The organism is Variovorax sp. 05N34, assembly GCF_056397405.1.
Window position 1 is genome coordinate 437,789 of the sequence record NZ_JBFTNI010000002.1, and the last position, 12,492, is coordinate 450,280.

The 12,492-nt window shown below is 64.8% G+C and carries 9 protein-coding genes; 6 read left to right on the plus strand and 3 right to left on the minus strand.

The genetic code is table 11. The features are described 5' to 3' along the window. Positions 1–8 precede the first annotated feature (8 nt). The 3 genes from AC1DMA_RS06465 to AC1DMA_RS06475 all read right to left on the minus strand — a co-directional run bounded on the left by AC1DMA_RS06465 (position 9) and on the right by AC1DMA_RS06475 (position 3,386). A complete protein-coding gene (locus AC1DMA_RS06465; RefSeq protein ID WP_478143644.1) occupies positions 9–1,190 on the minus strand; it encodes an ABC transporter substrate-binding protein in 1,182 nt (393 codons plus the stop codon). 168 nt (positions 1,191–1,358) lie between these two features. Next, a complete protein-coding gene (locus tag AC1DMA_RS06470) occupies positions 1,359–2,879 on the minus strand; it encodes a tripartite tricarboxylate transporter permease (RefSeq protein ID WP_478124294.1) in 1,521 nt (506 codons plus the stop codon). 15 nt (positions 2,880–2,894) lie between these two features. Further along, positions 2,895–3,386, minus strand: a complete 492-nt coding sequence (locus tag AC1DMA_RS06475; protein WP_478124295.1) for a tripartite tricarboxylate transporter TctB family protein — start codon at positions 3,384–3,386, stop codon at positions 2,895–2,897. Positions 3,387–3,615: 229 nt separating this feature from the next. On the opposite strand from AC1DMA_RS06475, the gene AC1DMA_RS06480 reads away from it, so the two are divergent. From AC1DMA_RS06480 to AC1DMA_RS06505, 6 genes are all read left to right on the plus strand, one after another. Then, positions 3,616–4,035: a MarR family winged helix-turn-helix transcriptional regulator gene (locus tag AC1DMA_RS06480; protein WP_478124296.1), complete on the plus strand. Its 420-nt coding sequence runs from the start codon at positions 3,616–3,618 to the stop codon at positions 4,033–4,035. Positions 4,036–4,338: 303 nt separating this feature from the next. After that, positions 4,339–5,967, plus strand: coding sequence for a D-alanyl-D-alanine carboxypeptidase/D-alanyl-D-alanine endopeptidase (gene dacB, locus AC1DMA_RS06485; protein ID WP_478143972.1), 1,629 nt, complete (start codon positions 4,339–4,341; stop codon positions 5,965–5,967). 17 nt (positions 5,968–5,984) lie between these two features. After that, positions 5,985–8,078: a hypothetical protein gene (locus tag AC1DMA_RS06490; protein ID WP_478143645.1), complete on the plus strand. Its 2,094-nt coding sequence runs from the start codon at positions 5,985–5,987 to the stop codon at positions 8,076–8,078. 64 nt (positions 8,079–8,142) lie between these two features. Next, positions 8,143–9,828 carry a histidine kinase gene (locus AC1DMA_RS06495; protein ID WP_478143646.1) on the plus strand — a complete coding sequence of 562 codons (1,686 nt, stop codon included), beginning with the start codon at positions 8,143–8,145 and terminating at the stop codon, positions 9,826–9,828. Continuing rightward, positions 9,801–10,466 carry a LuxR C-terminal-related transcriptional regulator gene (locus AC1DMA_RS06500; RefSeq protein WP_478124300.1) on the plus strand — a complete coding sequence of 222 codons (666 nt, stop codon included), beginning with the start codon at positions 9,801–9,803 and terminating at the stop codon, positions 10,464–10,466. The genes AC1DMA_RS06495 and AC1DMA_RS06500 overlap by 28 nt, the downstream gene beginning before the upstream one ends. A gap of 106 nt (positions 10,467–10,572) precedes the next feature. After that, positions 10,573–12,453: a serine hydrolase domain-containing protein gene (locus tag AC1DMA_RS06505; protein WP_478143647.1), complete on the plus strand. Its 1,881-nt coding sequence runs from the start codon at positions 10,573–10,575 to the stop codon at positions 12,451–12,453. Positions 12,454–12,492 lie beyond the last annotated feature (39 nt).

Here is a 12,492-nt window from a genome sequence, read left to right on the forward strand (position 1 = left end):
TGCGTCGCTCACTTCGCTTTCCCCGGATCCTTGACGGCCGTCTGGGTGTCGAACTCCACGTTGTACAGCTTGCCCCCGACGCGTTCGACCTTGCGGATGTACACGTTCTGGACGATGTCGCGGGTCTGCGGATCGATCAGCACTGGGCCTCGGGGGCTATCGAATTGCTGCCCCTTCATTGCATTGACCAGTGCTTCGCCGCCTGCGCCATTCGTCGTCTTCAGGCCCTCCATGATGACGCGCATGCCATCGTAGCCACCGACGGCCATGAAGCTGGGCCGCATGCCCTTGTTGGCTTTTTCGATCGACTCGACGAACTTCTTGTTCAACGCGGAAGGATGCGCGGCGGAATAGTGGTGTGACGTGATCGTCCCGAGCGCGACGTCGCCCATTTGTCCGAGTACATCGTCATCCACGATGTCGCCCGTCCCAATCAGTTTGATCCCCGCCTTGTCCAGTCCGCGTTCCGCGAACTGCTTCATGAAGATGGCCGCCGAATCGCCCGCCGGCAGGAACAGGAAAATCGCATCCGGATTGGCGTCCCTGGCGCGCTGCAGGTACGGCGAGAAATCAGTGGTGATCATCGGCATCCGCAAGGCCTCGATCACCTGACCGCCTTTCCCGACGAACTGCTCCCTGAAGGTGGTTTCGGCATCGACGCCGGGTGCGAAGTCCGAGACCAGCGATACGACCTTCTTGATCTTGTTGTCGGCCGCCCAATCCGCCACGCCGACAGTCACCTGCGGCAGAGTCATGCTGGTACGCACGATAAAGGGAGACTTCTCCGTCACCGAAGACGTCGCCGCCTGCATCACGACCATGGGCGTCTTGCTCAGTGTCGCGACGGGGGCCGCGGCAAAGGCTTGCGGGGTCAACCCAAAACCAGCCAGAACTGCGACCTTGTCGTTCAATACAAGTTCTTGCGCCAGTCTTTTGGTGGTCGCAGGCACGCCAGCGTCGTCCTTGAGCACGATCTCCACTTTGCGGCCCGCGACGGTGTCACCGTGCTCCGCCAGATACAGCGATGCCCCGGCCTCGATCTGGCGGCCCATGTACGCGAATGGCCCTGTCACGGGCACGACCAGGCCGACCTTGATCGGATCTGCCGCAGCGGCCTGCCCGGAGGTAAGGGCCGCTGCGGCCAAGAGCGCGATCGCGGCGACACGAGCCGCGATTTTCCTGAAGATCATGATGTTCTGTTCCTTTAACCTTTGCGCCATTCGGTTCAGTATTGCATGCACGGCGACGCCGCGTTCGCAGACCGGGCAGCACCGATTGTCACGCTCGGTTTGTTGGGAACAGGAACATCCTCGCCAGGGGATCAAGCAAGCGTCCGCCGGCGCCTGAAGGTCAAGAGGCTAGCCCACCTCCTCGACGAACGCCTCCTCGCGCTTGGAACGGATGGAGGGCAACAACACGATCACCAGCAGCAGCATCGCCGCGATCAGCAATCCCATCGAGATCGGCCGGGTGACGAACACGCTCCAGTCGCCGCGCGAGAGCAGGAGGGCACGCCGCAGGTTCTCCTCCATCATCGGCCCAAGGATCAGACCCAGCAGCAAAGGAGCCGGCTCGCACCCGAGCTTGATGAACGTATAGCCAACGATCCCGAAGATCGCCACCAGCCAGATGTCGAACACGTTGTTGTTCGTCGAGTACACGCCGATGGCGCAGAACAGAACGATCGCGGGAAACAGCCAGCGATAGGGGATCGTGAGCAGCTTGACCCAAAGGCCGATGAGCGGCAGGTTCAGGACCACGAGCATCAGATTGCCGATCCACATCGACGCGATCAGGCCCCAGAACAGTTCCGGGTTGCTGGTCATCACCTGCGGTCCGGGTTGGATGTTGTGGATCGTCATGGCGCCGACCATCAGCGCCATCACCGGATTCGGTGGAATGCCCAGGGTCAGCATCGGAATGAACGAGGTTTGCGCGCCCGCGTTGTTGGCTGCCTCGGGGCCCGCCACGCCGCGGATGTTGCCCTTTCCGAAGGGAACCTCGCCGGCCTTGAGCTTGATCTTCTTTTCGATCGTGTAGGCGGCGAAGGCCGACAGCAGCGCGCCCCCTCCCGGCAGGATGCCCAGGGAGGAGCCCAGCGCGGTGCCGCGCAGCACCGCAGGCACCATGTGCTTGAAGTCTTCCCTGGTCGGGAACAGCCCCGTCACCTTCGAGGTGAACACCTCTCGCTCATCTTCGGGACGAGCAAGGTTCGCGATGATCTCGCCATAGCCGAACACGCCCATGGCGATCGCGATGAAGCCGAGCCCGTCGGTGAGTTCCGGAATGTCGAAGGTGAAGCGCGCCACGCCGGAGTTGACGTCCGTTCCCACCAGGCCCAGGAGCAGTCCCAGCAGGATCATGCAGATCGCCTTGATCAACGACCCCGATGCCAGGACGACCGCACCAATCAGCCCCAGGATCATCAGCGAGAAGTACTCGGCCGGGCCGAACTTGAACGCGATTTCCGTCAACGGTGGCGCAAAGGCCGCCAGGATCAAGGTGCCGACGCAGCCCGCGAAGAAGGACCCGAGGCCTGCCGCCGCAAGCGCCGCCCCTCCTCTCCCCTGCTTGGCCATCTGATGCCCATCGATGACCGTCACGACGGACGATGACTCGCCCGGGAGGTTCACGAGAATGGCCGTCGTCGAGCCACCGTACTGCGACCCATAGTAGATGCCCGCCAGCATGATCAGTGCGGCCACTGGCGGCAGCGCATAGGTGGCCGGCAGGAGCATGGCGATCGTGGCCGTCGGGCCGATCCCGGGCAACACCCCGATCAGCGTGCCCAGGAGGCAGCCGATGAAGGCGTACATGAGGTTCTGCAGGCTGACGGCGGTCGCAAAACCGATCGAAAGGTTGTTGATCAGATCATTCATGGTGTCGGCTCTTGCTCAACCGCTGATGAAGGTCGGCCATACCTGAAACTGCAGCTTCAGGCCGACAATGAAAGTGAGATAGCTGCCGATTGCCAGCACGGTCGCGAGCATGACGGCCAGCTTCATCCTGAAGTCGGCCCCGGCCATGCACGCGACGATGACGAGCGCATAAATGGCGATGACCAACCCCATGGCGGGAAGCCCGATGCTCCCAATGCCCGCGAGCAGGATGCCGAAGAGCACGTTGGCGCCGATCACGAACCCCAGCGGCTTCCAGGCAATCCTGCCGATCGGGTCTCCGTCGCCCACGCGCCTGGACGTGAGGGAGCCCGCGACCACGACCAGCCCCAGCAGAGTCAGCAAGACGCCGATCATCAGCGGGAAGTAGCCCGGCCCCATGCGGGCCGCACTGCCGACGTTGTAGCCGGTGGCGCCCAGCGCGAACGCCGCCCCGACGGAAGCGAACAGGAGCCCGGAGGCGAAATTCTTCTTGCTCTTGATTTGCATAGGCAGATTACTTTTGGATCAAGGAGGTTGAAACGGAAACGGACAGGCGCCGGCCGTTGAAAGCCGTGGCTTGTGGGAATGGCTCCCACCTCGGCGCGGGGACTGCGACCTTGGTCAGGTCGCATTCAGTTAGGTCATGTTATGAGGTTTAATACCTCACGCTGTGAGCAATTACCCTTGCTGCCGGCCCGCTGTTACATTCAGCTCCCCTCCCCTTTCAACGCCGTCCATGCCCGCCGTTCGAGGATCCGTCGACAAGCAGCGCCTCGAAGCGCTGTCCGAGTTCAGGTACAGGCTGCGCAGCTTTCTTCGCTTCAGCGAAGACGCCGCCCGCGCCGAGCGCATCACCGTGCTCCAGTACCAGGTGCTGTTGCACACTCAAGGTTTCCCAGGTCGCGAATGGGCATCGATCAGTGAGATCGCAGAGCGATTGCAAGCGCAGCCGCATGGCGTCGTGGCACTCGTCTCGCGCTGTGAGGAAGCCAAACTGGTCAAGCGCCAGCCGAGCACCACCGACCGAAGACAGGTGGAGGTGCACTTGCTTCCGGCAGGACGAAGAAAGCTTGAGGCACTCGCCAAACAGTTCGAGACCCATGTGGCCGATCTGGCTGAGGTCGTGGCGTTCGCGGGCGGTTCGCGGTTGCCTTAGAGCGACGCGTTCTGGTTTAGGCGCCGCCACCAAGCGGCTTCATGCCTGCAAGTTCGTGTCTCCACCTGCGGCCAGCCGGATGACCTTCCGGCTGTTCGGCGGCACGAGATGGCCATGGCGTTCCATCGCATCGACCAACATCGGGATCAACGCCTAGGCGTTTGCCGCAGACCCGATCGGCAGCCTCCCACAGCACCGTCAGCGATTGGGAGCCAGGTCCGATGCGCAGGACCGGGGATGAATGTTTCACTCGACGGATCGACCACGAACATCACCCATGCCGCAGCACCTGTCGAGGGCCCCATGACACCCCAACCCCTGCTCTTACGCGCGCTGTGTACCGCAGTCTTCGCCAGCGCCTTCGCGCTCACGGGCTGCGGTGGCGGTGGTTCCGCCCCTGTGTCGATTACCGTTCCCATCGAAGAAGGTGCTCCCGCCGGAGGAGGGTCCGGCCGTGTGCCTCCCTCCGTTCGCGACGCCATCACGGCAGTCCAGGCCAAACCGGCATTCGCCTCCGCCACATGGGGCATTCACGTGATCGATCTCGCCACGGGCGGGGTGCTGCTCAACCAGGCCGGAGGAACCTCGCTGGTGCCTGCCTCGACGATGAAGGTCTTCAGCGTCGCGACGGCGCTTGAAAGATATGGCGCGGACTACCGGTTCCACACGCCGGTCTACCGCGTCGGAGAGGTCTCGAACGGCGTGCTCGCCGGAGACCTGGTTCTCGTCGCCTCCGGCGACTTCAGCTTCGGGCTGCGCGAACAGGCGGATGGCACGCTGGCCTTCAACAACCTGCCCGAGGTTGACCACAATTCCACCTACACCGGCTTTCCGGGCGGTGCCTTCGTCAAGAACAGCAATCCGCTTGCGGCGCTTGACGCGCTGGCCGCGCAGGTCAAGGCGGCAGGCATTGGCGCCATCACCGGCGATGTTCTGATCGACGATCGCCTGTTCGAGACTTACCGCAACTTTCCATCCGGAACCATCGCGCCGATCTGGGTCAACGAGAACGTCATCGACATCACGGTGACGCCCGGCCGGAACGGCGAGAAGCCGGCCATCGACTGGCGTCCGAAGAGCGCGGCCATCACGGTCGAGAACGATGTCACCACGGTCGCCGGTCCGGCCGGGGCGCTGACCGTGACGACGCCCAGCCCGGGCGTGGTCCGGGTCAGCGGGTCCATTGCGGCGGACAGCACCCCGGTGCTGACGATGTCCCAGATCGCCGATCCGTCGGCCTTCGCGCGGACGGCCTTCATCGAGGCGTTGGCGCGGGCCGGGGTCACGGTCGCGGCCCAGCCCCTGGCCGCTGCCGGCGCGCTGCCCGATGCGAGCGCCTATCTCGACGCTGCCCGGGTGGCGGAACGCGTGTCCCCGTCGCTGTCGGAATACGTCAGGGTCATCCTGAAGGTCAGCTACAACCGCGGCGCCGATCTGATGCTCTGCCTGGCGGCGGTCAAGGCCGGAAGCCGGGATTGCGGCGATGGGCTGGCCGAGGAACTGAAAGTCCTCGGCAGTCACGGCATTGCCAGCACCTATCCCTTCGACGGCGCAGGCTCGAACGGCAACAATCGGACGACCGCGTCGGATATCGCGGGCTTCCTCGGCGCGATCGCACAGACCCCCACGGGCATCGCAATCCGCAACGGCATGGCGGTCCTGGGCGTCGACGGCTCGCAGGCGCAGAACGGCCTCGGCACACCGGCGGCCGGGCATGTCCGAATCAAGGACGGCGACCTCATCGCGGGAACCGCAGCCGGGCAGCTTATCGCCATCGCCATGACTCAGGCCGGCTTCATCGACGCCAGGAGCGGACGCCGGCTCGTCTACAGCGTGTTCGTCAACAACGCCGCCTTCTGGTCGTTCGAGGATTACGCCGCCGCTCGCGCGGAGCTGGCGAGCATCGTCGTGGCGTTCCAGCAAGCCTATTGAGAACGGAGGAGAAATTCATGACACGCAACGCACTGATTTCACGCGCGCTGCGCGCCGTCGCCCTGGCGGGCGCTTTCGCGCTGGCGGGCTGCGGCGGCGGCTCCGGTTCGGATGTCGGCGCCATACCTTCGACCGCCCCCAACCCGGCGCTTCCCCCGGGCCCTCCCGCGAGCGCCCCGGGCGCGGTGACGTGCCTGGACCATGACAACAAGCCCATGGCGGTCGCGCCCAAGACCATCACCATCAACAACGATTCCGATGGCGCGATCTATCCGATTCTGGCCATCGGCAAGAACGAGGAAGACCAGTGGGTTCAAGGATGTCTGCGCACGCAGGATCCGAATCCCTCCAACTACATCTACAGGCTGTATGTCAACGAGGGCCAGGGCATACCGCCGAATTCGTCGGTGACGATCACGCTCCCCCTGTTCAGCGAACTTCCGGCGGGGACCCTGCCGAACGCGAAATACATCACCTGGTGGAATGGCGGGCGCGTCGTGCTGGCCGACAGGAATGAGAGGCTGCGCCTGGACTCGGACCAGCGATTGACAACACCGGCCAGCGTGACGTGCATCGGGGAAGGCGCTCAGTGCGCGCTCAGTGTCTATGCCGGCACGGAGGGGCTTCCGGAAGACATCTATGCGCAACTGTCGGAATTCACCTTGGGAGATTCCCTCGATCCTCCGGCTGGACAGACCACGCGGTGGCTTAGGCCGGACAACGTGGGATACAACATCTCGTACGTGGACCATGTCTATCTGCCCGTGGCGATCGGGCCGAAGAACAATCCCTATATCGGATACAGCGGATCGACAAGGTCCTTGCCGTCGTTCAGAAGCGCCCTGAATGCGTTTTTGCAGGCCGGCGCCGTCGGCGAGGGCTGGCCCGTCTACAACCTGTACGAACGGAAATTGCCGGGCGGCTACAACATCCTTGCCCAGCGCACCGGCACCTTGAACGACCACGACGTGCCCGTGAAACCCGTCAACCCGCCTGATCTTCCGCCGGTGTTGACCGTGATGAAGTGCATCGAGGGCGGATGCGACAACAACGAGAAGAAGGCCGGCAATTTCGGCGCAGCGGTCCAGAACATCCAGAATCTGTGGGGTTCCTGCGTCGCATGGACAGCGGAAGAACAAGCGAGCGGCTACATCACCGAACAGATCCCCTGCCCGGATGAACTGAAAGTCAAGATGGAAGCGGTCAAGGCTTTCTTCAAGAAGAGCCACGATCAGTACCTGGCGCTGCATGCCGGCAATCGATGCCCTCAGGCGATGCCGCAAAGGCTGGCGACCTTCACCTACTGGGAGGCCCTCCTGCACATCTATGGCTGGGTGCCTTTCAACGAAGGCTGCGGCTCAGGGGCGAACAAATTGGTCGACACGGTGATTCCAGGCTGGACGCATGCGACCATCCAGCCCATGTACATCCATGACCTGCAATACAACCACTTGCAGCAGTACGTCAAAAACGACACCCGGTTGACGTTCAACCCTTACGTCAAATTGATCCATGACGATCTCGGGATGAGCGCCTATGGGTTCTCCGTGGATGACGCCGTCGGGTTCATGAGCGAACTGGGTGACGGCCTGATCTTTGCCGTGGGCGGAGATCGCGGCCTGGAAACCAAGGGGCAGTTCACCTATTCGGGCGGTTTTTCCCTGGCGCTCGGCGTGCCTCAAAGCCAGGCTCCCCTTGTGACCCAGCCCTTGCTCAAGAAATACGGCGTATGCGCCTTCGGCAGGGAGGCCGGCGATCCGAATTGCGAGCAGGACAAGCAGGACGTCACCATGCCCAGCCATAGCCAGATCGCGGGGTTCAGGGTGGGCACGGTGCCTTCTTATCCCATCAAGGTGCGCTTCACCGACGCGAAGGACAACCGCTACACCCTGGTCATCAAAGCGCCGTTCCCCGAATGCGCGGCAGCGCAGTGCGACCCGAACAAGGCGCTGATCATCGATCCGGCGGATTGCAGCGTCGTCAACAGCAACGGCATGCCGCATCCCAAATCGAGCGCCTGGTGCCAAGCCGCCTATCCACACCAGACGAGGGAAGATCAAGTGACCAAGAACAGCCTGCAGGCCACGGTCGCGGTTGACTATTTGCCGTGACTCGATGAACCGCCCCGCCTCGCCACGGGGTGCGTTGTCGTCCCCTTTTGGGCTGGCGTTGTGGATGCTGGGCGGGCTGGGCGTCGTGCTCGGCCTGATGCTGTTTCCGCTGTTCACCTTCGAGGGCCTGCCGCCGCTGGCGGTAGCGACGGTCTGGGCCTTGCCGGTGGTGTTCTGGATCTACCTCGCGGCGGGCTTGATCGCCTGGTGGCGCCGCCCCCGCAACGGCGTCGGGATGCTGCTGGTGTGGACCGGCCTGGGGGTCTGGATCGTCGGCCTCAACAACACCACGGTGCCGGCGTTCCTGATGGTGAACGCGGTGGTCCCGACGCTCTATGGGGCGCTCGTCCATCTGTTGGTGGCGTTCCCGACCGGGCGGCTCTCCTCGCCGGGGGAACGCGCGCTCGTGGCCGGCGGGTACTTCGCGGGAACCGGGTTGCAAGTGCTGCGCTACTTCTTCGATCCGCCGGCGCCGACTGCTGTTTGGAGTCTTGCCGGCATGTTCAGCATGGCGCAATCGTTCGCCACCACAGCGCTCAGCGTGGCCGTCGCGATCGTCCTGATCGCGCGATTGCTCCGGGCCAGGCCCGAGCATCGCCGGCCGCTGGGCGTGGTCTATGGCTACGGAATCTTCGTGATGGTGTTCGTGCCCTTGATGGCGTGGGTGTTTCGCATCTGGTCGTCCGAGTACGGCGCCGAGGGGGAAATACGCGATTCGCTTCAGATCATCGCGGTCGCGGCACTGCCGCTGGTGGTGCTGATCGCGTTCCTGCGCGGCGGCTTTCTCCGCACCGCCGACCTGGAGACGCTGGGCGCGTGGCTGGGCGAATCAGAGGCGTCGCGCATCCCGATCCGCGATACGCTGGTCGCCGCGCTGGGCGACCCGACCCTCGCGATGCGCTACTGGTCAACCGAGCTGCGTCACTGGGTGAACGCGGAGGGCCTGATCGCCGCCGAACCGGAGGGCGGGAAGGGACGCACCCGCCACCAGATCGACCTGGGCGGGGCACCGGTGGCGGTGATCGAGTACGACGGCGATCTGCTGCGCGACCCGCACGAGGTCGAGCGCGCCGCCAACTTCGTCGCGCTGGCGCTCGAGCGCGAACGGCTCACCGTCGAACTGCGCGCCTCACGGCAAGCGGTCGTCGAGTCGCGCGAACGGCTGTTCAGCGCCGCCGATGCCGAACGGCGGCGCATTGGCCGCGACTTGCACGACGGGCTGCAGGCCCGGCTGGTGCTCATCGGCGTCGAGGCACAACGCATCGCCACCGCACCGGCGCACCAAGTGGCGCAACGCGCGACCACGCTGCGAGACACCATCGACCAGGCCGCGGCCGAGCTGCGTGCCATCGTCCATGATCTGGTGCCGCCGGCGCTGGTCGAACTGGGCGTCGCCGGAGCGGTGGAAGAACTGGTCCAGTCGATGCCGATCCCGACCCGCCTCGATGCGGCAGTGCCGGGACGGCTCGGCGACAGCGCCGAAACCGCAGCCTACCTGGTGGTGGCCGAGGCGCTGACCAACGTCATCAAGCACGCTGGCGCGACGCGCTGCACCGTGTCGCTCCACGCCGACGGCGCACACCTGCGCGTCGCCGTCATCGACAACGGCAACGCCCGCATCGATCCGCGACGCGGCACCGGCCTGGCCGGCATCGCCGACCGGGTCGCGGCGCTCGGCGGTGCGAGCGGCGTGGACATGCCACCAGAAGGAGGGACAAAGGTATGGGCGCAAATCCCCTGCGGGTCGTGATTGCCGAAGACGAGGCGCTGATCCGCCGCGGGCTCGAAGTGGTTCTCGCGGACGGCGACTTCGAGATCGTCCGCATGGTCGGCACCGCCGACGAACTGATCGCTGCCGTGCGCGACGAGTCGCCCGCGCTCGTCATCACCGACATCCGAATGCCGCCGGGCTTCACCAACGAGGGACTCGCCGCCGCGCTGGAGATCCGCCGCACCTGGCCCGCCATTCCGGTCTGCGTGCTGTCTCAATACGTGCTGGCGCATTCCGCGCGTGCGCTGCTCGACGCCGATGGGGGTGGGATCGGGTATCTGCTCAAGCAACGCATCACGCACATCGACGACTTCCTGTCCGACCTGCGCCGGATCATCGCCGGCGAAATCGTGCTCGACCCCTCTGTCGTCGAGCAACTGCTCGCACGCGCGGACCAGGCCGGCACACCCGCGGCCCAACTTACGCCCCGCCAGCGCGGCGTGCTCGCCCTGGTCGCCGAAGGCCGCTCGAACGCGGCCATTGCCGCGCGCCTGTTCATCTCCGAGAAGACCGTGGTCAATCACCTCACGAGCATCTATATGACGCTCGGGCTGGAGATCGACGACGACGCCCACCGGCGAGTCCAAGCCGTGCTGGCCTATCTCTCCAGCCGTTAGCTTCAAGGATGCGCTTGGGAGCCAGGTCCGATGTGTGCGCCGGAGGGCGGTGTTCAACTCGCCACCGAGCCAATCCAACGTCTGCCAATCCATGACTGATTCGCCATTGACCGCTTCCCGCACCCTCATCGAGCCTTCCGCGTTCTCCACTCCCGGCATTTCGCGTCGCGCCTACCTGGGTTCGGCCGTGGCCGGGCTTGCCGCCCCGCTGCTGCAGGCCTGCGGCGGCGGCAGCAGTGGTTCCGGCACGCCAATCGCTCTGGCCGACCGTGAATCGGTGCGGTGGTGCCGCGAGGCCATCCAGGCCGCGCTCGGCCGACCTCAATCCGCCACCACCGCCGTGTCCGTGGCGCTGTTTGATGAAGACCGCGTAGTCTGGCGCGAGGCCTTTGGCTACGCCAACCGCGATACCGGGCAATTGGCGACCCCCGACACGCGCGTCTACATCGGCTCGGTCGCCAAGGTAATCGCCACGCTGGTCGTGATGATCCTGCGCGACCGCGGCCAGTTGGCGCTCGACCAGCCGCTGGTCGAACTGCTGCCCGGGTTCACCATGCTCGCCCCGGGCTACGAGCGGGTGACCGTGCGCCACCTGGTGTCCCACAGTTCCGGCTTCCCGGGCACCAACATGCACAACGCGTTCATGTTCGTGCCTTATCTGGACTATGCGCAGGACACCCTGCAGGAGCTGGCGAACTCGCACCTGAAGCACGAACCGGGGGAACTCGCGGTGTACTGCAACGACGGCTTCACCATGGTCGAACCGCTGGTGCGCGCGCTGACCGGGCTGCCCTTCTACGAATTCGTCCAGCGCGAAATCTTCGCTCCCCTGGGCATGAACCTGTCGGGCTATCCGGTGACGCCTGCCGCCGAAGGCACTTATGTACACCCGTACGCCGAAGGCCGCAGCCTTCCCCAGGAAATGCCCGCGCCCTATGCGACCGGCGGCGTTCTCACCACCCCCACGGACATGTTGAAGCTGGCGCAAATGTTCCTGGACCAGGGCGTCTACCAAGGCCGACGCATCGTCTCGGCCGACGCGGTGCGCGAGATGGGCGTCGAACAGGGCGCCCGCACGCGCATCAACCCCTCGGCTTCGTCATGGCGCTGGGGCCTGGGGTGGGACTCCGTGCGGCAGCCGGGCCTGGATGCTGCGGGGCTGCTGGCCTGGAACAAAAACGGTGGCACCGCCTTCTTTAATGCCGACTTCTTCGTGCTACCCGAAGCCCGGCTGGCCATGTTGATCAGCGGCAACGGCTTCGATTACGGCATGCGCCAGTTGGCCGAGGGCCTGCTGCTGCGCGCAGCCCAAGAGCGCGGCGCCACCAAAACGCTGCCGCCGGCGATTGCCGGGGCAGTACCTCCCGCGGCGTCGCCTGCTCCAGATCTCGATGTCTTGACGGGCGTCTATGCAAACTACACCGCCCCCTTCCAAGTCCTCGCGGCGGCCGACGGCTCGCTGACCCTGCGCCGCTGGAGCGAAGCTGGCTGGACCCTCGTGCAGGCCAATCTGCGCGCCCGCACCGATGGCCGCTGGTGGACGGATGGACAAACTTCCACCTGCTACCGCTTCCAGACCGTGGAAGGGCATCTCTACCTGATCACCCGCACGCTCTCGGCCAACGCGCTGTACTGGGGCGAGGGCCCCCTGGGCGAACGACTTCTGCCGCTGGACACGCCGCTGCCGCCCGCGTGGCGCGCGCGCGTGGGGAGCCAATGGCGTCTTGTCAACGAATCCCCCGATTCGACCGTGAGCCGCCTGCACTCGCCAGTGATCTATCGCATGGGCGAGTTGGCGGAGAGGCCGGGCTACGTCATGCTGAACAATGAGCAGTTGCTGCGCGTGGTGAGCGACAACGAAGCCGGCATGACCGTCAAGATCCCAGGCAACGAAGGCCGCGACCTGTACGAACTTTTCATGGTGACGGTGGACGGCCAGGAGGAGATGCACACCGGAACGACGGTCTGGCAGCGAGTGGCGGCATGACGAACAACGAGCAGCATTTGCGCGTGAAAAAGGAAAGTG